This is a genomic window from Streptomyces sp. NPDC047017, assembly GCF_040644175.1.
GTDB lineage: Bacteria > Actinomycetota > Actinomycetes > Streptomycetales > Streptomycetaceae > Streptomyces.
The window spans coordinates 52,553-74,621 of the sequence record NZ_JBEYVW010000004.1 but is presented as its reverse complement, the minus strand read 5'-3'; the positions used below and the strand labels follow the sequence as shown (position 1 = coordinate 74,621).

The following is a 22,069-nucleotide window of genomic DNA, read 5'->3' as shown; positions in this document are numbered from 1 at the left end:
GGAACCGACCCGCGGCACGGACTCAGCCCAGTTCCTCCCGGAGAACGCTGTAGCGCACCGCGTCCCGCCACCGCCCGTCCCGGAAGGCGACGCTGCGCAGCACACCCTCCCGGGTGAACCCGGCCTTCTCCAGGGCGCGTTGCTCGGCGAGATTGCCCGGCTCGGTGTCCGCCTCGATCCGCGTCACGGTGCTGTGGGCGAACAGATAGCGGACCAACTGCCGCTGCGCCTCGGTCCCGACGCCCTGCCCACGGGCCTGCGGCAGCAGCGCGATGCCCATGTTCCAGTAGGACGACAGCGGCGCCGACACGACCCGGCGCCAGGTGACGATCCCCAGCCGCTCCGCCCCGCGCACCACCATGAGATGACCGGCGTCCTCGGTGAGAGGGCTGTTCTCCGCCCACAGCCGGCGCCAGCGGCCCAGGTCCCGCCAGCCGTACCACTGCAACGACGTCGCCGCCTCCGGGTCGCGGAGGAAGCGTTCCATGACGGGCAGGTCCGGCTCGTCCACCGGGCGCAGGGCTGTCTCGGCCGAAGTGATACGGGGCACCCTACGAGGTCAAGCCCTCAGCGGCCGAAAGGGGTTGGCCGACGCCGCACGGATCGATCCCCCCCCCCGTGGCGCGCCCGCGTCCGATCCGCGAGGATGCTGCGCGCACCGCCTTACGGAACGGAATGGAGCGTATCGATGGTCCTGGAGGCCCCCGCAGACCTCGTCGTCACCCGGGCGACCCTCGACGACTGGCCGGTGATCCATGGCTGGGCCGCCGACGAGGGATGGAATCCCGGCGACTGTGACGGCCCGGCCTTCTTCGCCCAGGACCCGGACGGCTTCTTCCTGGGCCGGATCGGCGGCGAACCGGTCAGCGCTGTCTCGGTGGTCCGCCACGGCCCCGACTTCGCCTTCCTCGGCTGCTATCTCGTCCGGCCCGACCTGCGCGGCCGGGGGTACGGGCTGACCACCTGGAAGACCGCCCTCGCGCACGCGGGCACCCGGACCGTCGGCCTCGACGGCGTCGTCGCCCAGCAGGACAACTACCGGCAGTCCGGCTTCGAACCGGCCCACCGCACCGTGCGGTTCACCGGCCGGGCGCCCGCCGCCGGGGCACCCGCCGACGTCCGTCCGGCCGGCCCCGGGGACCTGGCGGACATCACCGCGTACGACGCGGCCTGCCACCCGGCCGAGCGCCCGCGGTTCGTCGCCGCCTGGCTGACCACGCCGGGGCACCGCGCCTTCGTCCGCCGCACCGAGGGCCGCGTCACCGGCTACGGCGTCCTGCGCCCGGCCCGTGACGGACAGCGCGTCGGCCCCCTGTTCGCCGACACCCCCGAGGACGCCACTGCCGTGTTCGCGGCCCTCGGCGCCGCCGCCGGGGGAGCGGAGATCTCCGTCGACGTGCCCGAGACCAACACGGCCGCCGTCGCCCTCGTCTCCGGCGCCGGCCTGGCCCCGTCCTTCGAGACCGCCCGCATGTACACGGGACCGGTGCGGCCGTACGCCCGGGACCGGGTCTTCGGGGTCACGACCCTCGAACTCGGGTAGCCGGGGGACGGTCGGCTCGCCCCGGCCGTAATCCCGTTGCCGTGACGCGCCCCGTCTGGTGGAGTCCGGCGCATGGATCACGCAGCCGTACTCGCCCTCTACGACCGGGAACTGCGCCAGGACGCCGGTCCCGACGGCCCCGGCGCGCGCGTGGAGCGCGCCGGGACCGTCGTGCGCCAGGTCGGTGCCTCGGCACAGGACTGGAACGGCGTGCTGTGGTCCGCGCTGGACGACCGGGGGGCCGACGCGGCGATCGCGGAGCAGATCGCCCGGTTCCGTGCGCTGGGCCACCCCTTCGAGTGGAAGCTGTACGGGCACGACGGGCCGGCGGACCTCGGGCGGCGGCTGCGGGCCGCCGGGTTCGTGCCCGAGCCCGCCGAGACGCTGATGGCCGGGGAGATCGGCGCCCTGGCCCTGGACGCCGGGCTGCCGCCTGGCGTGCGGCTGAGCACCGTCACCGACGAGGCAGGGGTGGACCTCATGGTCCGGGCGCACGAGCGGGCGTTCGGCCGGGACGGCTCGGCCCTGCGCCACCGCGTCCTCGACCGGCTCACCGCCGCCCCGGACACGCTCGTCGCCGTCGTCGCCCTCGCCGGCGGCGAACCGGTCAGCGCGGCCCGGATGGAACTGCTGCCCGGCACCCGGTTCGCCGGGCTGTGGGGCGGCGGCACCGTCGAGGGCTGGCGCGGGCGCGGGATCTACCGCGCGCTGGTCGCCCACCGCACCCGGATCGCCGCCGCGCGCGGCTACCGCTACGTCCACGTAGACGCCTCCGACCAGAGCCGCCCCATCCTCGAACGCCTCGGTCTCGTCCCGCTGACCACGACGACGCCGTACCTCTACGAGCCGTAGGCGTGGCACCAGACAGGCGGCCGTGGCCGCAGTGAGCCGCACCCCGCCGAGACAGCAGCAGGGCCGGTCGCTCCACCCGACGGCGGTGCGACCGGCCCTGCGGTGCCGCTTCGCGGCTCGGGGCGGTCCGGCTCAGCGGCTCGCCTTGGCCCGGTCCAGCGCGGCGACCCCCACGGCCGCGAGCGCGATCTGGATGAGCCACTCGATCCAGTCGACGCCCTTGGTGTGCGCCACGCCGAGCGCGTTCGCGATCGCCGCGCCGATCAACGCCGCCACGATGCCGATGAGAATCGTCCAGATGATGCCGATGTGCTGACGTCCGGGAATGACCAGGCGCCCCAGGACACCGATGATGATGCCGATGACGATCGCACTGATGATGCCGCTGATCTCCATCTTCGCCCCTTCGTGTCGTGGCTTCCGCGCTGTTCGAATGCCCGCTGTGCACGGAGCCACTCGTTCGGGTTGTCGGCCGGGATTTTCTGTTCACCGTTCAGCCATGCCATGTACCTTTCAATCAGTTGACGCGTGTAGAACGCTTGCCCCGTTCCCCACGCGCGGCGTCGGCGCCGCACCGCCCCTTCTCCCCGCACGGAGGTACGCCGGATGCCCGGAACCAGCAGGTCCCGCCGCACACTCGCCGCCGCTCTGACCGGACTCGGGCTGCTCGCCGCCTCGGCGGCCCTGCAGTCCCCGGCCGGAGCCGCCCCCGCCGCCCCCGCCGCTCCTGAGCCGGCGGCCGCCCCCCACCGCGTCCTGTTCGACAACGCCCACGCCGAGACGGCCGGCAACGCCGACTGGATCATCTCCACCAGCCAGCCCGACCCGCTCGCCCAGAACCCCGCGCCGAAGTCCGAGACCTCCTGGACCGGCGCCCTGTCCTCCTGGGGCGTGGCCCTGCAGAAGACCGGCGACTACAGCCTCAAGACCCTGCCCGCCGGGTCGGCCCTCTCCTACGGCGGCTCGTCCGCGACCGACCTGTCCCGCTTCGACACCCTCGTCCTGCCGGAGCCGAACACGCTGTTCACGGCGGCCGAGAAGACCGCCGTCATGAACTTCGTCGAGAACGGCGGCGGCCTGTTCATGATCAGCGACCACACCGGTTCGGACCGGAACAACGACGGCAAGGACGCGGTGCAGATCCTCAACGATCTGATGAGCGCCAACAGCGTCGACTCCGCTGACCCGTTCGGCTTCTCCATCGACTCGCTGAACATCGCCTCCGGGAATCCGGCCGCCATCGCCGACAGCGGCGACCCGGTGCTGCACGGCCCCTTCGGCACGGTCACCAAGAGCCTGATCGCCAACGGCACCACGGCCACGCTCAAGCCGTCCGACAACTCCTCCGTCAAGGGCCTGCTCCATCGCAGCGGGTACTCCGGGAACACCGGCGCCTTCTTCGTCACCAGCACCTTCGGCAAGGGCCGGGTCGCCTTCTGGGGCGACAGCTCGCCCGTCGACGACGGCACCGGCCAGTCCGGCAACAAGCTCTACGACGGCTGGAACGACCCGAGCGCCACCAACGCCGCGCTCGCCCTGAACGCCACCGCCTGGCTCGCCGGCCAGGCCACCAACGGGGCGGCACCCGCCGGGAAGTGACACTGCGGGAGACACCCCGGACACCCCGGACACCCCGATACCCCGGGGGCGGTCACTGCGCCGGGACCGTCCGCTCGGGGGTGTTCCAGCCGGAGACCCGCAGCCGCGGCGCCGCGCCGCGCAGGTCCGCCTCCCGGTAGGTGGCGGTCAGCGTCACCGACTCGCCCGGCCACAGGCTGACCTCGTTGTCCGACCACCGCACCGGCAGCACCGGACGGCCCCGCCCGTCGACCAGATGCACGTCGGTGAGCAGCGCGGGCGCCGTCCCGCCGCCGGTGCGGCGCAGCGTCACCCTGGTCGTCGCCGTGCCGCCGGAGCGGACCGTGGACGCCGTCGCCGACACCGCCGCCCGCGTCATCGAGGCGAGGCCGGTCAGGTCGGCGTAGCCCGTCGTCGGCGTGTGGTACCAGTCGGTGCGGCTCCAGTCGAGGGTGTCCGGCCGGGTGGAGAGCCAGTACACGTTCCGGCTGACCTCCTTGCCCGAGGGCCCGGTCAGGGTCAGGCGCAGCAGGTATGTGGCGGGCAGCCCCGGCACGGAGTCCGGCAGCCTCAGCACGTCCCGGTGGGCGCCGTCACCGCCCACGCCGACCCCGCGCACCGTCCGGTCGTAGCGCTGCCCGCCGTCGGTGCCGAACAGGGTGGCCCGCACGGTCAGCCCGGACGCGGGCGCGTGCCGGTTGCCGACCACGACCACCGAGCCGTCGTCGTAGGAGTACTGCACGTGCAGCGGCTCGTTCGCCTTCTTCGCGCCGAAGTAGGCGCCGCCCTGGTCGAGGTAGCGGTCCGTCAGCTGCCAGTGCAGGGACGTCCAGCCGCTGTTGAGCATCCAGTGGACCACCCCGGTGGCGGGCCGGGAGGCGTCGGTGGCGTTGCGCCCGTACGCCTCGAACTGCGCGCGCACGTTCTCGTACTGCGCGAGCTGTGCCTTGCGCACGTAGTCGGTCAGCCCGGTGGGGGCGCCGTAGCGGCCGGTCAGGGCGTCGTCGTAGATCCTGAGCGTGCGGAAGGCCGGGGACGGGGAGCGGTGGTACTGCGGGGCGTCCGGATCCTTCCAGAGGGTGTCGAGTTCGCCCGGTGTCATCATGCGGCGCAGCGTGTCGAGCGTCGGGATGTCGGGCCCCGCGCCCGTCTCGGCGTTGAAGCCGGTCGCCCCGCCCTCGCGCTTGGCGTACCAGTAGTCCGGCGGGACCCAGTCGTAGGGCCCCGTCATCTTCATCCCGGACCTGCCGAGCAGCGGGGAGGAGGAGTCCTCGGTCGCGGAGGACACGACGGGGACGGGCCAGTCGGCGGCCCGCAGGGCGTCCAGGTACTCGCTCTCGGTCTCGGCGTCGGGCGCGAAGTCGCTGCCGACCAGGAAGGAGATCACACTGGGGTGGCCGCGCAGCCGGGCGGCCTCGGCGGCCATCGACGCCTTGGCGACCGCGTGGTCGGCGGCGCTCCACGGCTCCCCGTGCTCACCGCCGTTGACCTCGCCCTCCCATTTGCCGCAGCACTCCCAGCCCGGCAGCGTCAGGATGCCGTGCCGGTCGGCCAGGTCGAAGAACTCGTCGGGTTCGAGGTGCCCCTCCAGCCGGACGGTGTTCAGGCCCAGGTCGAGTGCGTACTTGAGGCGGTCCTCCACGTACGTCCGGTCCCAGCGCAGGAACTCGTCCGGCGCCCAGCCGGCGCCCTTGATCAGCAGCTTGCGTCCGTTGACGTAGTACTGCCGGGCGCCGTCCGCGTCCAGCGGCGCCCGTACGTCACGGATGCCGAAGGACTGGTGCGCGGTGTCGGAGACCGTGCCGTCCACGGAGGCCGTCAGGTCCAGGGCGTACAGCGGCTGCCCGCCCATGCCCGCGGGCCACCACACCCGTGGCGCTCTCAGGCGCAGGCCGTGCACTCCGGCGGGGGTGAAGGCGACGGTACGGGTCTCGTGCGCCGCGAGGGTGAGGGTCTTCGTGAACCGCGTCGCGCCGACGGTGCCGGTCACCGTGGTGGTCACCGGGGCGCCGGAGTCGTTGCGCGCCCGCGCCCGGACGGTGAGGTCGGCCGAGGCGAGCGAGGGCACGTCGAGCGCGGTCACCACGTGCGCGTCGCGCAGCGCGACCGGGCCGCCGCGGCGCACCAGGACGTCCCGGACGAGGCCCATGTTCCGGTCGGCGGGCGGCGGGAGCCAGTCGAGCCAGCCCGTGGTGAGGTGCTCGGCCGGGTCGTTGGGCCGGACCAGGAAGGCGACGGTGTTGGTCCCGGCGCGCACCCGGGAGGTGACGTCCAGCTCGTGGTGGGTGTAGAGGCCGGTGACGTCCTTGGCCGCGGCGATGCGCCGCCCGTTGACGTACACGTCGGCGGCCGAGACGACACCGCTGAAGTCCAGGTAGGTGCGCTGCGCGGTCCCGGTCACGAAGAAGTCCGCGCGGTACCACCAGGGGACCTCGAAGGGCGCCCGGGGGATCCGCCGCTGGTTGGTGGAGCGGAACGGGTCGGGGTGGACGCCGTGCGCGAGCAGGGCGGCGAGGACCGTGGAGCGGGGCCCGGTCCGGTACCAGCCGGTGGCCGGGTAGCCGGGGGAGGAGACGTCCTTCGCCGGGTCCTTGACCTCGGCCGCCGACCGGATGGCGTAACCGGTCAGCGGGGTGCTGCCGCCGGGCCGTACGGAGACGTGGGCGACCGTGGCGGGCGGTCCGGACCGGTACCCCTCGATCACGGCCCAGGCGCACGCCGAGAGCGTGCCGAGCAGACCGAGGACGACGGCGGCCACGGCGAACCGGCGCCCGGGAACGGGGCGGTGGAACAAGGGCACTCCCCAACGGCATCGTGGACGTCTTCGTGGATCAAGAGTCCAAGGGATCAAGAGTCCAAGGGATCAAGGGATCAAGAGGTCAAGAGGTCAAGAGGTCAAGAGGTCAAGAGAACGGTGGATCGGCGGATCGGTGGTTCGGCGGATCAGGAGATCGGGACACAGCTCCCTACCCGCTCCGCGCTCCCGCGGCCCGCCACCCCCGCGTCCGTCACCGGCGCAGCCGAGCGAATGGGCCGGGACGGAGCCGCCCGCCACGGTTTGCCTCGCGGTCCGGCACCTGCGTGACTGGGAGGACGCGGCCCCGGGCGGCCGCGCGCCACGACGAGCCGAGGAAGCCATGACCGACCTGCCGCGCTTCGCGTACGTCCTCTACATCGGGAGCACCCCCGAGGCGGTGTGGGACGCCCTCACGGACGCCGACCTGACCGCCGCCTACTGGGGCCACAGCAACATCTCGGACTGGAGAGCGGGCTCCCGCTGGGAGCACGTCCGCACGGACGGTTCCGGCGTCGCCGACGTGACCGGGACCGTCGTCGAGGCCGACCGCCCCACCCGGCTGGTCACCACCTGGGACCCGCCCGGGGACGCGGCGCACCCGGAGCAGCCCTCCCGGGTCACCTTCGGCATCCGGGCGTACGGCGACATCGTCCGGCTGACCGTCACCCACGAGGACCTGGCCGACGAGGCGGCGCTCGCCGGGGCGTCGAGCGGCTGGCCCGCGGTCCTGTCCAACCTCAAGTCCCTCATCGAGACCGGCAGTCCGCTCCCGCAGGCGCCCTGGCTGATGCCGGACCGCTGATCCGTCCGGGGCAAAGGGCACATGACCGGGACCGCAGCGGGCAGGCGAAGGGAGACGGGGCACACGGTGACCGCCCCGCCGACGGGTGAGTTCGGAGGTGTGGGCGGTATGGGCGCGAAGGTGCTGGAACGGTTCCCGGCGGGTGCCCCGCGCGGCTCGTGGCCCGCGGAGGAGTACGCGGCGCGCCGCAGGGCCGAGGGGCAGCCCGCCACGGTCGTGATGGACCTGAAGGCGGACGCCTTCCTCGTGGTGGTCCCGGCCCGCGACGAGGACGGCGCCGGCGACCGCGCCGCGGGACAGGGCGCCGCAACCGCGTGACGTGCGAGAAGTCGCGGGAAGGCGACGGTCCGTCATACGAGACCGCCGGTGGTTTCCTTGACGGTCCCCGCACCTGCTGTCAGGATCGTCGTATGACCATGCGACTGGACCTCACGCGGCGACGCCATGTCGACCTCGCCCGCGTCTCCAGCGCCTCCTGTCGCCCGGCTGCCTGATCAGCGCCGCCTGATCAGCCGCCCGCCGTCGCATCGCCGTTGAGCGGACGACGGCCCGGAGCGCGCGTCCCTCACGGCCGGTTCTGCCTCCGGCCGCAGCGGTGACCGTCCGCGCCCGCCTCTCCTGCGCGACCGCCGGGGCCCGTACCGCCGCGGCGCGTCCTCCGCAGCCACCACCCGTCCCGGAGCCGACCGGTCCCGCCCACCCCCGCGGGCCGGCCGGTGAGCGCCGGGTGCCCACGGGCACCGCCCGGTCCGCGCCCGCGCTCTGACCGCTCCCACCGGATCGCCCGGCCCCTTGCCGCGCGCTCCCGGGCTCCCAGAAAGAGATCCCATGGCCACCGTCCTGTCCGTGTCCGGCAGCCCCTCCGTCTCCTCCCGCACCAACCGCCTGCTGCGCCACCTCGACCAGCGGCTGATCGCCCTGGGGCACGAGGTGATCCCGCTCGACGTCCGCACCGTCCCGGCCGAGGCCCTGCTCGGCGCGGACTTCCGCCACCCGGCGATAGTGGCGGCCACCGAACTGTTCGCCCGCGCCGACGGGGTCGTGGTGGGCACCCCCGTCTACAAGGCGTCGTACTCCGGCGTCCTCAAGGCGCTGCTGGACCTGCTCCCGCAGTACGCGCTCACCGGCAAGACCGTGCTGCCGCTGGCCACCGGCGGCTCCACCGCCCATGTCCTGGCCATCGACTACGCGCTGCGGCCCGTCCTCAGCTCCATGGGCGCGGCGCACATCGTGCAGGGCTGGTTCACCCTGGACCAGGACATCACGGTCCGCGAGGACGGCACCCTGGCCGTGGCACCGGCCGCGAGCGAGGCGCTGGCCCAGGTGGTCGACCAGTTCGCCGCGGCCCTCGGCCGCACACCGCTGCTGGCCGCGGCGAGCTGACCGCCGCCGCACTGCCACAGCCGTACGGCCGTAGCCGCACCTGTCCGGCCGCACCCGCCGCCACCTTGCCGACCGGCCTGCCACGGACCCTCGCGAACGGAGACCCCGTGTCCCTCACCTTCCACTGGTTCCTGCCCACCAACGGCGACAGCCGGCATGTGGTCGGCGGCGGCCACGGCGCTCCGGCCGGCATCGCCGGGCGGGACCGGCCGCCCACGGTCGCCTATCTGGGCCAGATCGCCCGCGCCGCCGAGGACCTGGGCTTCACCGGCGCGCTCACGCCCACCGGCGCCTGGTGCGAGGACGCCTGGCTGACCACCGCCATGGTGAGCCAGCGGACCGAACGGCTGAAGTTCCTGGTCGCCTTCCGGCCCGGCTTCGTCTCCCCGACGCTCGCCGCGCAGATGGCGTCCACCTTCCAGCGGCAGACCGGCGGACGGCTGCTCCTGAACGTCGTCACGGGCGGCGAGAGCCACGAGCAGCGGGCCTACGGCGACTTCCTCGACAAGGACGGCCGCTACCGCCGCACCGGCGAATTCCTGCACATCGTAAGGGAGTTGTGGGACGGCAGGACCGTGGACCTGCACGGCGGACACCTCCGGGTCGAGGACGCCGCGCTGACCCGGCTGCCCGATCCGGTCCCCGAGGTGTACTTCGGCGGCTCCTCACCGATCGCGGGCGAGATCGCGGCCCGGCACGCCGACGTCTACCTCACCTGGGGCGAGCCGCCCGCGCAGGTCGCCGAGAAGATCGCCTGGATCAGGGAACTGGCCGCCGGGCACGGACGCACCCTCCGCTTCGGCATCCGGCTGCACGTCATCACCCGGGACACCGCCGCCCAGGCGTGGGCCGAGGCGGACCGGCTGCTGGCCGGCTTCGATCCGGAAACCGTGCGGTCCGTGCAGGCCGGGCTGGCCCGCAGCGAGTCGGAGGGCCAGCGGCGCATGCTGGCGCTGCACGGCGGCGGCCGGGACGGACTGGAGATCCACCCCAATCTGTGGGCCGGCATCGGACTGGTGCGCGGCGGCGCGGGCACGGCCCTGGTCGGCAGCCACGAGGAGGTCGCGGAGCGGATCAGGGAGTACCACGCCCTGGGCATCGACGAGTTCGTGCTGTCCGGCTATCCGCACCTGGAGGAGGCGTACTGGTTCGGCGAGGGCGTACTGCCGCGGCTCGCCGCCGAGGGCCTGTGGCGGCATCCGGCCGGACGGCCGGAGTCCTCCGCGCGGGTGCCCCTGGTGAGCTGACCGCGCAGGTTCGCCCCCTGCGGCCGGGCGAGGCGCCGGGCCGGGCGTGCGCCGCTGGTGTAGGAGGGAGGCGACGGCACGACGCCAAGGAGAACGCCATGACGTACTACCTGCTCAGCGTGGTCCAGCCGAGCGAGGGCGAGCCGCCTTCCGCCGAGGCCCTGGCCCAGATCGTGGGCAGCCTGGAGACCTTCCACCAAGAGCTGCGCGCGGCCGGGGCATGGGTCTTCGCGGGCGGCCTGGACGGGCCGGAGTCCGCGGCCGTGCTGCGCCCGCGCGGCGCGGACGTACAGGTCACCGAGGGCCCGTACGCGCGGGGCACGGAGTACGTGGGGGGCCTGTGCCTGCTCAAGGCGCCCGACCGGGCGGCGGCCCTGGAGTGGGGCCGCAGGGCGAGCCTGGCCACCACCCTGCCCATCGAGGTACGGCCCTTCCTGCACCCGACCGAGGACTGACCCGCAGGGCACGCGCTCCGCTCCCGCAGGGGCTCGCCCCGCCGGCCGCTCGCCCCCCGTCCCTCGCGCCGTCGCGGCCGCAGGCCGATCCCGGCCCCGCCCCTCGTTGACTACCATGGGGCAGACGGTCTACTGGACTGTAGACGAAGACGGGGTGAGGGACGTTCTCATGGCCGACGCGAAGGACGAACGCAGACCGGCGGGCGAGCTGGAATCCAGCGTCATGGCCGTGCTGTGGGCCGCCGACGCGCCCCGCACCCCGGGTCAGGTCCAGCTGGGCCTGGGAACCGGCCTGGCCCGCACCACGGTGACCACGATCCTGACCCGGCTGCACGGCAAGGGCGTGGTCGAGCGCCACCGCCAGGGCCGCGGTTACGCCTACTACCCCGTCCAGGACGCGCACGGCCTGACCGCCCGCCGCATGCACGTCGAACTCGACCGCGACACCGACCGCGAGACGGTCCTCGCCCGTTTCGTCGCCCAGCTCACCCCCGAGGACGAGCGCGTCCTGCGCGGCCTGCTCGAAACGGGGGAGCGCTGACCGCGCTGTAGCTGGTCACCGTCCCGGCGAAGCCCCCGCTGACCCGCCGTCCCGACCCCTGTCCCGGCCCCCGTCCCGACCCCTGTCCCGGCCCCGGCGCGAGGCCCGCCGGAACCGACTGGCGCGCCGGAGGTTTTACGTATAACCTCACCCGTCAATCGCCCGACCGGAAAGGCCCCGATGAGACGTATCGCCCTGGTCACCCTCGTCGTCGACGACTACGACGAGGCGATCCGCTTCTACACCGAGGCCCTCGGGTTCCACCTCGTGGAGGACGCCCCGCGCCCGGACGGCTCGCGCTGGGTCGTCGTCGCCACGGACCCCGACGGCCACGGCGGCGCGCTGCTGCTCGCCCGGGCCAAGGGGGAGGGCCAGCGGGCCCGGATCGGCGACCAGACCGGCGGCCGCGTCGGGTTCTTCCTGCACACCGACGACTTCGCCCGCGACCGGGCCCGGATGCGGGCGGCGGGCGTGACCTTCCTGGAAGAGCCGCGCCAGGAGCCGTACGGGACCGTCGCCGTCTTCCAGGACCTGTACGGCAACCGCTGGGACCTGCTCCAGCCCGCCACCCCGTGACCACACCCCCCGTTGACCCGCCCACCCGCTGAGGAAAGACCGCACATGACCGCCCCGCGCATCGACACCGACACCCTCCGCCGGCTCCCCAAGGCCGTGCTGCACGACCACCTCGACGGCGGACTGCGCCCCGCCACCGTCGTGGAACTCGCGGAAGCGGTCGGCCACACGCTGCCCACCACCGACCCGGACGAGCTGGCCGCCTGGTACTTCGAGGCCGCCAACTCCGGCGATCTGGTCCGCTACATAGCCACCTTCGAGCACACCCTCGCCGTGATGCAGACCCGCGAGGGCCTGCTGCGCACCGCCGAGGAGTACGTGCTCGACCTGGCCGCCGACGGTGTCGTCTACGCCGAGGTCCGCTACGCCCCCGAGCTGAACACCAACGGCGGGCTGAGCCTGCGCGAGGTCGTGGAGGCCGTGCAGGAGGGCCTCGCCGCCGGCATGGCGAAGGCGGCCGCCGCAGGGACGCCCGTCCGGGTCGGCACCCTGCTGTGTGGCATGCGCATGTTCGACCGGGTCCGCGAGGCCGCCGACCTGGCCGTCGCCTACCGCGACGCGGGCGTGGTCGGCTTCGACATCGCCGGCGCCGAGGACGGCTTCCCGCCCGCCGACCACCTGGCCGCCTTCGAGCACCTGCGCCGCGAGAGCGTGCCGTTCACCATCCACGCCGGCGAGGCCCACGGCCTGCCCAGCATCCACCAGGCCCTCCAGGTGTGCGGCGCCCAGCGCATCGGCCACGGCGTGCGCCTCACCGAGGACATCGTCGACGGCAAGCTCGGCCGGCTGGCCGGCTGGGTGCGCGACCGCCGGATCGCCCTGGAGATGTGCCCGACCTCCAACCTGCAGACCGGCGCCGCCACCTCGATCGCCGAGCACCCCATCACCGCGCTCAAGGACCTCGGCTTCCGGGTCACCCTCAACACCGACAACCGGCTGGTGTCCGGCACCACGATGACCCGGGAGATGTCCCTCCTGGTCGAGGAGGCCGGCTGGGGCGTCGAGGACCTGCGCACGGTCACGGTGAACGCGGTCAAGAGCGCGTTCATCCCGTTCGACGAGCGCAGGGCCCTCATCGAGGACGTGATCCTGCCCGGTTACGCGTCCGCGCTCTGAACGAGCCCCCGGACATAGGCGGCCTGTCCGACGTGCTGGAGATCGTCGGACAGGACGCTGACCAGGCGCACGCCCAGGGTGACCGGCGGGTCCCAGCCCTCGTCGACCACCCGTTCGAGGTCCTTGGCGGCCAGCGCGCGCAGCGCCGCCAGGGTCTGCTCGTGCACGGCGTCGTAGTACCCGGTCAGCAGGTCGGGTGACTCCACCCGCACCTTGGCGACCTTCGCCGAGCTGTGCCCGTAGCCGGTGTCGTCGCGGGGCAGGCCGAGGCCGAAGCGCTTCTCCCAGTCCTGGGCGAGCCACACCTGCTCCAGGCCGAACGCGTCCGCGAGATGGTCGTCCTGGACCCGGGTGAGGTGCCAGACCAGCCAGGCGATCGAGTTGGCGTCGTCGGCGGGCCGCGTGTTCAGCCGCTCGGCCGGCAGGCCGTCGACGACGGCGTGGACTTCGTCCCGGATGCGGTCGTAGCCCTCGATGAGGATGTCCTTCGCGTGCATACGTCCACCATCGCGCATCGGGCGGCCTCACGCGTCCGGAATCCAGCTCCCGTGGAAGCCCAGCGGCACCCGCCCCGGCAGGTGCACCCGGGCCACCGGCTCCCCGGTGAAATCCTGCGCGGCGAGGATCACCAGGTCGGCGGCGCCGCGGTCCGGGTTGTGCACGTAGGCGAGCGCGTACCCGTCGTCCTCGGCGGCCCGGTCATCGCCCGCGTCGCGCGGCACGAACACCGCCTCGCCGGCCGCCGCGCCCTTCGGCAGCCGGTGCACCTGGGTCCGGCCGCGCAGCAGGTCGTGCTTGATGAGCGCGTTGGTGAAGGCCCGGTCGGGCGGGGTGCCGTCCACGGTCTGGTACGCCAGGGTCATCTCGGCGGCGGCCGCCGAGTAGCCGTAGCGGTGGCGCCGGGACACCAGGGACTCGTTCACGCGGGGGAACTCCTGCGGCCGGTCGTCGACCGTCGTCCGGTGGACGCTGCCGCGCCGGGAGTCGATCGTCCAGCGCTCCAGGGACGGGGTGCCCGCCCCGTACGGCCCGTCCGCGCCGCGCCCGGCGACGTAGAACGGCGCCGGGTAGGTGGTCAGGTCGACGACCACCCGCGAGCCCTCGTCGTACGCGTTGAGCGTGTGCGAGTAGAACACCGGGTCCACCTCGGTCCAGCGGACCCGGCCGCCCGCCCGCGGCAGCAGCCCCACCCGCATGGGGTGCTTCCGGTTCCAGACGTAGGGCACCGGGTCGCCGCGCTCGGCGCCCGCCGGGTCGAAGGTGACCGGGGCGTCGATGATGACGACGTACTTCTCGGTGAGCGCGAAGTCGTGCAGCATCGGCGCGTCCGCCACCGGGACCCGGGTGGTGCGCGCGACCCGGCCCGCCGGGTCCACGACGAGGTGGCGCACATGGTCCCAGGTGGGGTAGTACGCGATCGCGTGCAGCTCCCCGGCGTGCGCGTCGAACTTGGTGTGCGCCGCGAACGCGCCCTCCAGGGTGCCGCGGAAGTCGTACGTCCCCACGGTGTTCAGCTCGCCGTCCAGCTCGTACGGCAGCGGCCCGCTCTCCTGGAGCGCGAGGATCCGCCCCCGGTGCGGGATCACATGCGTGTTGCAGGCGAAGTCGTCCGGCGGCACCGGGCCCGGGCAGGACTCGCCGAGCTTGCGCGCCACCTGGGAGGAGCGCACCCACCGGTTGCGGTACCACTCCGCCCGGCCGTCGCGCAGCCGGACCCCGTGCACCATGCCGTCACCGAGCATCCAGTGGTGCGCCCGCGGGTCCTCCAGGCCCAGCACATTGGGGCCGTTGCGCAGCAGACGGCCGTTCAGCTCGTGCGGGACGCGGCCGGTGACCGGCAGGTCGAAGGCCGTCAGCTCCTCGGTGACCGGCTTGAACGCGCCCTCCAGGAAGGGAAAGCACCGGGCCCGCGCCCGCTGCGGGGCGGCGCTCGCCGCGAGCTGTCCCGGACCGCCGGGGAAGCCGGCCGCCGCCGCGGCCGCAGCTGTGCCGCGCAGCACGTTCCGCCGTGTGTGTTCCGCCATCGTCCTTGCTCCTGACCGTCGTTGCCGTGAACGGGACGGTCCTGAGTCTGCGGCGGCGCGACGGCCGGGTCAGGAGGGCTGGACGCCCTCCTGGGGTGGTGCCAGGTCCACCGTGCCGAGCAGGGCGAGCAGCGCGCGGGCCGCGGGGCCCGTGGCCTGTTCGGACGGGAGCAGGGCGACCGTCTCGTACCGGGTCGCGTCCACGCCCTGGAACGGGAGCGCGGTGAGCGAGGGCCGCTTGTGCCGGAAGTGCCGGGGGACGACCGCGATGCCCAGGTTCTCGTCGACCAGGTCCAGCAGGCTGTGCACGTCGTTGACCTCCAGGGCCACCGTGCGCGTGACGCCCGCCGCCGCGAAGGCCGCGTCCGTGGTGCGGCGCGGGCCCCAGTCCGGGTGGAAGTCGACGAAGACCTCGCCGCTCAGGTCCCGCGCGCCGAGCGCCGCGCCCGCCGCCGCGCACCGGTGACCCGGATGGCACAGCACGGTCATCGGCTCGCCCGCCAGGGCCACCGAGCGCAGCTGGTCGGTGTCCGGCCGGGTGCGGTAGGCGAACGCCAGGTCCAGCCGGCCGGCCGCGACCTCCTCCGCCAGCGCGCCCGAGCCCGCCTGCCGCAGCCGCACCTCCACGTCCGGGTGGCGCCGCCGGAACGCGGCGAGCAGCCCCGCCACGCGCACCCCGGCGATGCACTGCTCGGTGCCCAGCGACAGGGTGCCGCGCAGCACCCCCTGCACCGCGGCCACCGCCTCGTGCGCCGACCGCACCTGCGCGAGGATCCGCTCCGCCTCGCCCAGCAGCGCGCGCCCCGCCTCGGTCAGGGTCACCCGGCGCGTGGTGCGCACGAACAGCGGCGCCCGCAGCTCCCGCTCCAGCGCCCGGATCGACGCCGACAGACCCGACTGCGAGACCATCAGCCGGTCCGCCGCGCGGGTGAAGTGCTGGTCCTCGGCGACGGCGACGAAGTGCCGGAGATGACGCAGTTCCATGATTGAGCAGCCTAGTCGCTCAATCCCATCGGATTCTTCTGTTGGACCACTGCCCGCGGGCCGCGCGAGAGTGGGGGAGCGGTTCCCGCCCCGGCGGAACCGGGTCATTCCCGCGCCAACCCCTCATGGAGTCGCGTTGTACACCGCCCACCCCGACCGCTACGCCGACATGGCCTACCGGCGCACCGGACGCAGCGGACTGAAGCTCCCCGCGCTGTCGCTCGGCCTGTGGCACAACTTCGGCCCCGACCGCCCGGCCGAGGTCCAGCGGGCCATCCTGCGCCGCGCCTTCGACCTGGGCGTCACCCACTTCGACCTGGCCAACAACTACGGCCCGCCGCCCGGGGCCGCCGAGTCCGCGCTCGGCGCGGCCCTGCGCGCCGACTTCGCGCCGTACCGCGACGAACTGGTGATCTCCACCAAGGCCGGCTATCTGATGTGGCCGGGTCCCTACGGCGAGTGGGGCTCCCGCAAGTACCTGCTGTCCTCGCTCGACCAGAGCCTGGCGCGCATGGGCCTGGAGTACGTCGACGTCTTCTACTCGCACCGCTTCGACCCGGAGACTCCGCTGGAGGAGACGATGGGCGCGCTGCACTCGGCGGTGGTGCAGGGCAAGGCGCTCTACGTGGGTGTGTCCAACTACTCCGCGGAGCAGACCCGCGAGGCCGCCCGCATCCTCGCTGAGCTGGGCACCCCGCTGCTGATCCACCAGCCCCGCTACTCGATGCTCGACCGGCGCCCCGAGCGGGAGGGCCTGCTCGACGCCCTCGGTGAACTCCAGGTCGGCTCCATCGCGTACTCCCCGCTGGAACAGGGCCTGCTCACCGGCCGCTACCTCGACGGCATCCCCGAGGACTCCCGGGCGGCGGGCGACAGCCCCTTCCTCAAGTCCGACGCGGTGACCGGGGAACTCGTGGGCCGGCTGCGCGCCCTGAACGAGATCGCCGGGTCCCGCGGCCAGACCCTGGCCCAGATGGCGCTGGCCTGGGTGCTGCGCGGCGGCCGGGTGACGTCCGCCCTGGTCGGCGCGAGCAGTCCGCGGCAGCTTGAGGACAGCGTCGCGGCCATCCGCGACCTCGACTTCGACGCGGAGGAGCTGGCCCGGATCGACGCTCTCGTCCAGCCGTGACCACCGCGCACCCGAAGCGGCCGTCCACCCCCCGGAGGTGGACGGCCGCTCGTCGTGGGCCGGACGAGCCGCAGGCCCCGGCCGGTGCCCGGTCCAGGCTCAGGCCCCGGCCGGCACCCGGTCCAGGAAGCCCAGCACGGTCTTGATCCGGCCCTCGCCGTCCAGGGTGATCACATCGAACCCGGCGACCGGCGCGGACCCGTCCGCCTCGCTCACCAGCTCCCAGGAGAACCGGGCGGTGTCGTGGTGCCCGTCGACCCCGCCGTTGAGCCGGAAGGCGAACCCGGGGAACTGCTCGTGCGCGCCGGTGATCAGGGCCGCGATCTCCTCGTGCCCGGTGACCTCGGCGAGCGGGTCGGTGTAGCTGCCGTCCGGGGTCCAGGCGGCGGCCACCGCCTTGGCCAGGGCCTCCGGCCCGCTCGCGTTCCAGGCCTCCAGGTAGCGGGCGACGGCGGTCTCGTAACGGTCGGTCTGTGCGGACATGGGAAATCAGCCTCCATCAAGGGCGTCGGTTCTGGTCGTGATCCGGATCTCCGTGCCCGGTGATCCGATGGCTCCACCTTGCCCGGGCTGGGCCGCCCGGGTCGATTACCGCCGAGGTAATGGCGGGACGACCTCGGGCCCGCGCGGTTTCGGCCATACGGCGCCCGGAATATGCCAACAGACTGGCCGGAAAGTCATGGTGACTATGTTTCAGGAGTCAACATACTCGAACGTCAGGGACGCATCACCGCACAGGAGCCGCACGAAGAACAGGCACGAACAGCACGGCCGAACACCCGACGGGGGAGGAGCAGTGCACGACGAATTCCTGTGCCATGTCACCGCGTACGGAGTGTGCGACGGCCGCCGTATCGGCGTACCGCTCGGCACCTACCGGGCGCCCACCCTGGCGCTGGCCCTGTGGTGGCTGCGCGACCGGGCCTCCTGGATCGCCGAGCGGCTCGACCCCGGCCCCGACACCCCGTACGTCCCGCCCGGCGCCCTCGTCCCCGTGCCGGAGACCGCGCCCGACGTGCCCCGCGTCCTGCGCGCCTGGTGCGCCGACCCGGTCCGGCAGGAACACGTGGCCGACGAGCTGGCCGGCGGCCGCCTGGTACGGATCGCCGCGGGCGACGAGACCACCGAGTACGAGCTGCTCGCCGAGTCGGTGGACGCCCTGCGCATGCAGCGCACCCTGCCGGCACTCCTGCTGCCGATGGCATGAGCGCGGGGACGGTCCCGAGCGCGGCGTCAGTGGTCTTCGGCGGGCGCCTTGGGCGGGCCGGCCGGGCCGGCCCCTCCGGGCCGTTCCGTCCCTTCCGCCGGGCCCGTGCCCCGGTGCCGTGCCCGGCCGGCCGCCAGCGCCCCCAGGAAGCCGGTGACCAGGCCCCACAGCGCGGCCAGGCCGAGCGCGCTCCACAGTCCCGCCCGCAGCAGCACCTCGCCGGACAGGCCGCCGCCCACGTCCCCGATGCCCAGCAGGGACAGCCCGTAGTGAGCGGAGATCCGGCCCACCAGGCAGATCGTCAGCACCGTCAGCACCAGCGCCACGGCCATGCGCAGGGCGTGCTGCCACAGGCGCAACCGGGCCGGGGTCAGAGCCGCCGCCAGGAACGCCGCGCCGAGCAGCAGCACCGCGTCGACGACCACCAGCCACCAGACGCGGCCGTCGTGGCCGGCGAGCGTGCCCAGGTCGAGCGTGGACACGTCCGGGGTGCGCAGCACCTCGTCGAGCAGGCGCGGCACCGGCAGCCCGAACGGGCCGTCCACCCGGCCCTTCCAGGTCGCGCCCAGGCCGATGGTGAGGACCGGCCACACCAGATTCGGCAGCCCGAGCAGGATCAGGGCGAACGTCTGCGCAGGACGACCGCGCGTGCCGGCCGCCACCAGTGCGACGGCCAGGCCCACGGCGACGGACGCGAGGAGCAGGGCCACCATGGCGTACGCCCCCGGACGCACCCAGGTCGCGAACCACGGCGCACGCGCCGGGCGGGGCGCGGTCCGGGCCGCGAGGAGGGCCAGAGCCAGCACCCCCGCCAGCCACAGCAGCCCGAAGCCCACGGTCAGCGGCACATGCGTGGTGAAACCGACCTCCGGCTCGGCGCCGAACAGGTCACCGATCGTGCCGAGCACCCCGTCACCGAGGTCCACGGCGAACGTCTGGCGGGCGGCGAAGGCCAGGCCGGTCAGCGCCGCCAGCCACAGGACGGCGATCCGGGCGGCCCACCCGGCCACCTCGCCCGCCCCGGCCGCGGCCCGGTGCCGCAGCGGCCGCAGGAACCCGGCGGCGAGGACGAGTGCCCCGGTCAGGGTGACCGACAGCGGCATCACCGTCACACCCGCGTGTGTACGGGCGAGCGGCCCCGCGTTGCCCGAGAGTTGTACGCTGCCGCCGACCGCTGTCACCATCGTCGCGCACACCACCCGGGGAAAGGCGCGGTCGGGCAGGTGCGCGGCACCGGCCGCCCACAGCCCCAGTGCGGCGACCACGCCCATGGCGACCAGGGAGGCGAGCACCGTGCACAGGGCCTGCGCCCAGCCGTGGCGGCGGGCGGCGGCCGGGGGAGCGGAGGAGGGGGCAGGGCTCACACCGCCACGCTAAGCAGCGCCGGGACGGCACGCCCCCCGGAAGGTCCGTCCGCGTCGGCCGGGCCCAGGGGGACTGGCGGGCGGCGCGCTGGGTAACAGGACAGATGCAGTAGCGTCCGGCCAGACCGGCTTTTCGAGAGAGAAACGCATGATCGAGCATCCGGACGGGGTCGTGATACCCCCTGGTTTCGACATTCCCGTGGAACCCCTGCGGCGGGCCACGCACTACACCGGCGAGCCCGGCTGCATCGCCGAGGCGCGCTCCTTCACCACGCACTTCCTGGAGCAGCTCAGGACCGAATGGTGCGCCGTGATCGGCGGCCGGTCGGCCCAGGCGCTGCTCCTGGTGGTGAGCGAGCTGGTCACCAACGCCGACCGGCACAGCGAGGGCCCGTACATCCTCGAACTGGAGGGCACGGACACCTCGGTCACCGTCAGCGTGTACGACAGCAGCGCGGCCCTGCCCCGGCGTTACGCGCGCGACCCCGAGCGCGTCGGACGGCACGGCCTGGAGATCGTGCACGCGCTGGCGGACCGGGTCAGCGCGGAGCGCATCCCGGTGGGCAAGCGGGTACGCGCGCTGGTACGCCTGGAGAGCGACTGATCCGGGGTACGTCCGGAGAGCGACTGATCCGGCCGGCTCTGGTGAACCGACCGGACCGATCCGGACCGGCGGCGGGTGGGCCCCGCCGCACTCGCGCCGCTCTTCTTCAGGTCTTCGTCAGGCGCAGCCCAGCTCGCCCAGCATGCCCTGGCGCAGCTGTGTGATGATGCGTTTGATCAGGCGGGAGACGTGCATCTGCGAGCAGCCGAGCCGCTCACCGATCTCCGCCTGGGTGGCCTCCTCCACGAACCGCAGGTGGATGATCTGCCGGTCGCGCTCGCTCAGGTTCGCCACCAGCGGCGCCAGGCAGTGGAAGTCCTCGACCAGGCCGAGCCCGGCCTCCTCCACGCCGATGAAGTCGGCCAGGACCGCCTCGCCGTCCTCGGGGCCGTCGCCGGTCAGGGCGGCGTCCAGCGACGAGGAGTTGTAGCCGTTGGACGCGATCTGCGCCTCGACGACCTCGTTCTCGGAGAGGTTCATCAAGGTGGCCAGCTCGGCCACCGTCGGGTCCCGGTCCAGGCGGCTGGAGAGTTCCTCCCGCGCCCGGGCCAGTTCGACGCGCAGCTCCTGCAGCCGCCGCGGCACGTGCACCGCCCAGGTGGTGTCCCGGAAGAACCGCTTGATCTCGCCCACGATGTAGGGCAGCGCGAAGGAGGTGAACTCCACCTCGCGGGCCAGCTCGAACCGGTCGATCGCCTTGATCAGCCCGATCATCCCGGTCTGGACGATGTCCTCCATGTCGTCGCCGCGGTTGCGGAACCGGCCAGCCGCGAAGCGGACCAGCGACATGTTCATCTCGATGAGGGTGTTGCGGGCGTACTGGTACTCGTGCGTGCCCTCTTCCAGCTCCGTCAGGCGCCGGAAGAAGTGGCGGGACAGCTCCCGCGCGTCGCGCGGCGCGACGGCCCGGGGGTCCGCGACCGCCGGCAGCGGTGCGCCGTCCGTCCGGTTCTCCCCGGTGGCCTCGACCGCTGTCTCGGACCGGCTCACGGCGGTGTCCATTGCCTCTCCCACGAAAGTCACGGTTCGACCTCTGCCTCGTCGGCCTGCACGTACATGTCATTCCGGCGGTCCGGTTCGAGACGGGTCCCGGCCGGGCGTGCCCTCCGGATACCCCGAGTGACCCGGCGCATGCCCCCCGTGCGGCGGCACGGCGGAAAAGCGACGGCCGCGCGGCGCGCGGGCACGACCGGCCGGGCCCGCTGTGCCACTGACCGTCCGCCTCTGTACGCTCCCGTGCCTTATCTCTCTGTACCTCTCCTTATCTCTCCTTCGCGGTGTTTCACGCCCCTGTGTTCCGGTGCTTCACCCAGGGCGGAACGCCGTGCCCTTGCCCCGGCGGCCGCGGCTCCTAATCTGGGGGAGTGACCGACCAAGCGCCGAACCCAGTCCGTGTCGTCCCGCTGCGGCCCCAGGCCGCCCGTCCTGCCGGTGCCCTTCCCGCGCCGGGCCGCCCGGCGCCCGGCCGCCCCGGTGACGCGCCGCCCGCCCGTGAGCCGTTGTGGCGCGATCTCGTCGGTGACGTGCTGCGCCGCGAACGGCTCGCCCAGGAGCGGACCCTCAAGGACGTCGCCGACGCGGCGCGGATCTCCATGCCCTATCTGTCGGAGGTGGAGCGCGGCCGCAAGGAGGCCTCCTCGGAGGTCCTCGCGGCCGCGGCCCAGGCGCTCGGGCTCGGCCTCGCCGACCTGCTGGCGCTGACGCAGGGCGAACTGCTGCGGGTCACCAGCCTGACGGCCGGCCGGGCCCGGAGCACGTCAGGCGGCGCCCGCGTCGACGGGCTGTGCCTCGCCGCCTGACCCCGCCGGTCTGACCCCGCCCGCCGGGGCCGCCCCTCGGGGCCGCCCCGGACTGCCGCCGGGACCGG

24 protein-coding genes and 1 pseudogene are annotated in these 22,069 nt (G+C 73.7%); 16 read left to right on the top strand and 9 right to left on the bottom strand.

The features are described from left to right. Positions 1-22: 22 nt before the first annotated feature. On the bottom strand, positions 23-550 hold the full coding sequence (locus ABZ858_RS07980) for a GNAT family protein (protein WP_361373837.1): 528 nt from the start codon (positions 548-550) through the stop codon (positions 23-25). 138 nt (positions 551-688) lie between these two features. On the opposite strand from ABZ858_RS07980, the gene ABZ858_RS07975 reads away from it, so the two are divergent. Together ABZ858_RS07975 and ABZ858_RS07970 are read left to right on the top strand one after the other, a co-directional pair. After that, positions 689-1,543: a GNAT family N-acetyltransferase gene (locus ABZ858_RS07975; protein ID WP_361373835.1), complete on the top strand. Its 855-nt coding sequence runs from the start codon at positions 689-691 to the stop codon at positions 1,541-1,543. A gap of 72 nt (positions 1,544-1,615) precedes the next feature. Further along, entirely contained in the window at positions 1,616-2,395 is a 780-nt protein-coding gene (locus ABZ858_RS07970) for a GNAT family N-acetyltransferase (RefSeq protein ID WP_361373833.1), read from the top strand. Between the two features lie 132 nt (positions 2,396-2,527). On the opposite strand, the gene ABZ858_RS07965 is transcribed toward ABZ858_RS07970, so the two are convergent. Next, the gene (locus ABZ858_RS07965; RefSeq protein WP_361373831.1) at positions 2,528-2,791 is read right to left on the bottom strand and encodes a GlsB/YeaQ/YmgE family stress response membrane protein; all 264 of its coding nucleotides are present in this window, start codon (positions 2,789-2,791) and stop codon (positions 2,528-2,530) included. A gap of 210 nt (positions 2,792-3,001) precedes the next feature. On the opposite strand from ABZ858_RS07965, the pseudogene ABZ858_RS07960 reads away from it, so the two are divergent. Further along, positions 3,002-3,958 (top strand): annotated as a pseudogene (locus tag ABZ858_RS07960) (hydrolase); the annotation flags it as partial. An 88-nt stretch (positions 3,959-4,046) separates the two neighbouring features. Here ABZ858_RS07960 and ABZ858_RS07955 read toward each other — a convergent pair. After that, positions 4,047-6,767: an exo-beta-D-glucosaminidase gene (locus ABZ858_RS07955; RefSeq protein WP_361374501.1), complete on the bottom strand. Its 2,721-nt coding sequence runs from the start codon at positions 6,765-6,767 to the stop codon at positions 4,047-4,049. Positions 6,768-7,110: 343 nt separating this feature from the next. Here ABZ858_RS07955 and ABZ858_RS07950 point away from each other — a divergent pair, with 343 nt between their 5' ends. From ABZ858_RS07950 to ABZ858_RS07910, 9 genes are all read left to right on the top strand, one after another. Further along, positions 7,111-7,572 (top strand): SRPBCC family protein, encoded by a 462-nt coding sequence (locus tag ABZ858_RS07950; protein ID WP_361373829.1) that lies wholly within the window; start codon positions 7,111-7,113, stop codon positions 7,570-7,572. 108 nt (positions 7,573-7,680) lie between these two features. Next, entirely contained in the window at positions 7,681-7,890 is a 210-nt protein-coding gene (locus ABZ858_RS07945; RefSeq protein ID WP_361373827.1) for a hypothetical protein, read from the top strand. A gap of 92 nt (positions 7,891-7,982) precedes the next feature. Beyond that, positions 7,983-8,066 carry a putative leader peptide gene (locus tag ABZ858_RS07940; RefSeq protein ID WP_361374499.1) on the top strand — a complete coding sequence of 28 codons (84 nt, stop codon included), beginning with the start codon at positions 7,983-7,985 and terminating at the stop codon, positions 8,064-8,066. Between the two features lie 334 nt (positions 8,067-8,400). Beyond that, a complete protein-coding gene (gene ssuE / locus ABZ858_RS07935) occupies positions 8,401-8,955 on the top strand; it encodes an NADPH-dependent FMN reductase (RefSeq protein WP_361373825.1) in 555 nt (184 codons plus the stop codon). A 107-nt stretch (positions 8,956-9,062) separates the two neighbouring features. Beyond that, positions 9,063-10,202 (top strand): LLM class flavin-dependent oxidoreductase, encoded by a 1,140-nt coding sequence (locus ABZ858_RS07930; RefSeq protein ID WP_361373823.1) that lies wholly within the window; start codon positions 9,063-9,065, stop codon positions 10,200-10,202. A 98-nt stretch (positions 10,203-10,300) separates the two neighbouring features. Beyond that, the gene (locus ABZ858_RS07925; RefSeq protein ID WP_361373821.1) at positions 10,301-10,657 is read left to right on the top strand and encodes a YciI family protein; all 357 of its coding nucleotides are present in this window, start codon (positions 10,301-10,303) and stop codon (positions 10,655-10,657) included. 169 nt (positions 10,658-10,826) lie between these two features. Beyond that, positions 10,827-11,198 carry a BlaI/MecI/CopY family transcriptional regulator gene (locus ABZ858_RS07920; protein ID WP_361373819.1) on the top strand — a complete coding sequence of 124 codons (372 nt, stop codon included), beginning with the start codon at positions 10,827-10,829 and terminating at the stop codon, positions 11,196-11,198. Between the two features lie 180 nt (positions 11,199-11,378). After that, positions 11,379-11,774 (top strand): VOC family protein, encoded by a 396-nt coding sequence (locus tag ABZ858_RS07915; protein ID WP_361373817.1) that lies wholly within the window; start codon positions 11,379-11,381, stop codon positions 11,772-11,774. A gap of 45 nt (positions 11,775-11,819) precedes the next feature. Continuing rightward, complete coding sequence (locus tag ABZ858_RS07910; RefSeq protein WP_361373815.1) at positions 11,820-12,890, top strand: adenosine deaminase; 1,071 nt, start codon at positions 11,820-11,822, stop codon at positions 12,888-12,890. On the opposite strand, the gene ABZ858_RS07905 is transcribed toward ABZ858_RS07910, so the two are convergent. The 3 genes from ABZ858_RS07905 to ABZ858_RS07895 all read right to left on the bottom strand — a co-directional run bounded on the left by ABZ858_RS07905 (position 12,872) and on the right by ABZ858_RS07895 (position 15,898). Beyond that, positions 12,872-13,387 (bottom strand): DinB family protein, encoded by a 516-nt coding sequence (locus ABZ858_RS07905; protein WP_361373813.1) that lies wholly within the window; start codon positions 13,385-13,387, stop codon positions 12,872-12,874. The genes ABZ858_RS07910 and ABZ858_RS07905 overlap by 19 nt on opposite strands. Positions 13,388-13,414: 27 nt before the next feature. After that, complete coding sequence (locus ABZ858_RS07900; protein ID WP_361373811.1) at positions 13,415-14,914, bottom strand: carotenoid oxygenase family protein; 1,500 nt, start codon at positions 14,912-14,914, stop codon at positions 13,415-13,417. A 69-nt stretch (positions 14,915-14,983) separates the two neighbouring features. Next, a complete protein-coding gene (locus ABZ858_RS07895; RefSeq protein ID WP_361373809.1) occupies positions 14,984-15,898 on the bottom strand; it encodes a LysR substrate-binding domain-containing protein in 915 nt (304 codons plus the stop codon). Positions 15,899-16,034: 136 nt separating this feature from the next. Between ABZ858_RS07895 and mgrA the strand changes: the two genes are divergently transcribed. Further along, a complete protein-coding gene (gene mgrA / locus ABZ858_RS07890; RefSeq protein WP_361373807.1) occupies positions 16,035-17,027 on the top strand; it encodes an L-glyceraldehyde 3-phosphate reductase in 993 nt (330 codons plus the stop codon). Between the two features lie 99 nt (positions 17,028-17,126). Here the strand turns inward: mgrA and ABZ858_RS07885 are convergent, their stop codons facing one another. Continuing rightward, positions 17,127-17,510 (bottom strand): nuclear transport factor 2 family protein, encoded by a 384-nt coding sequence (locus ABZ858_RS07885; protein ID WP_361373805.1) that lies wholly within the window; start codon positions 17,508-17,510, stop codon positions 17,127-17,129. A 313-nt stretch (positions 17,511-17,823) separates the two neighbouring features. Here ABZ858_RS07885 and ABZ858_RS07880 point away from each other — a divergent pair, with 313 nt between their 5' ends. Continuing rightward, positions 17,824-18,234: a hypothetical protein gene (locus ABZ858_RS07880; protein WP_361373803.1), complete on the top strand. Its 411-nt coding sequence runs from the start codon at positions 17,824-17,826 to the stop codon at positions 18,232-18,234. Between the two features lie 26 nt (positions 18,235-18,260). On the opposite strand, the gene ABZ858_RS07875 is transcribed toward ABZ858_RS07880, so the two are convergent. Continuing rightward, on the bottom strand, positions 18,261-19,505 hold the full coding sequence (locus ABZ858_RS07875; RefSeq protein WP_361374497.1) for a streptophobe family protein: 1,245 nt from the start codon (positions 19,503-19,505) through the stop codon (positions 18,261-18,263). A gap of 241 nt (positions 19,506-19,746) precedes the next feature. Between ABZ858_RS07875 and ABZ858_RS07870 the strand changes: the two genes are divergently transcribed. Next, positions 19,747-20,202, top strand: a complete 456-nt coding sequence (locus ABZ858_RS07870) for an ATP-binding protein (protein WP_361373801.1) — start codon at positions 19,747-19,749, stop codon at positions 20,200-20,202. Positions 20,203-20,319: 117 nt separating this feature from the next. On the opposite strand, the gene ABZ858_RS07865 is transcribed toward ABZ858_RS07870, so the two are convergent. Then, positions 20,320-21,204, bottom strand: coding sequence for an RNA polymerase sigma factor SigF (locus tag ABZ858_RS07865; protein WP_361373799.1), 885 nt, complete (start codon positions 21,202-21,204; stop codon positions 20,320-20,322). A 362-nt stretch (positions 21,205-21,566) separates the two neighbouring features. Here ABZ858_RS07865 and ABZ858_RS07860 point away from each other — a divergent pair, with 362 nt between their 5' ends. Continuing rightward, complete coding sequence (locus ABZ858_RS07860; protein WP_361373797.1) at positions 21,567-22,001, top strand: helix-turn-helix transcriptional regulator; 435 nt, start codon at positions 21,567-21,569, stop codon at positions 21,999-22,001. The last annotated feature ends 68 nt before the right edge of the window (positions 22,002-22,069 follow it).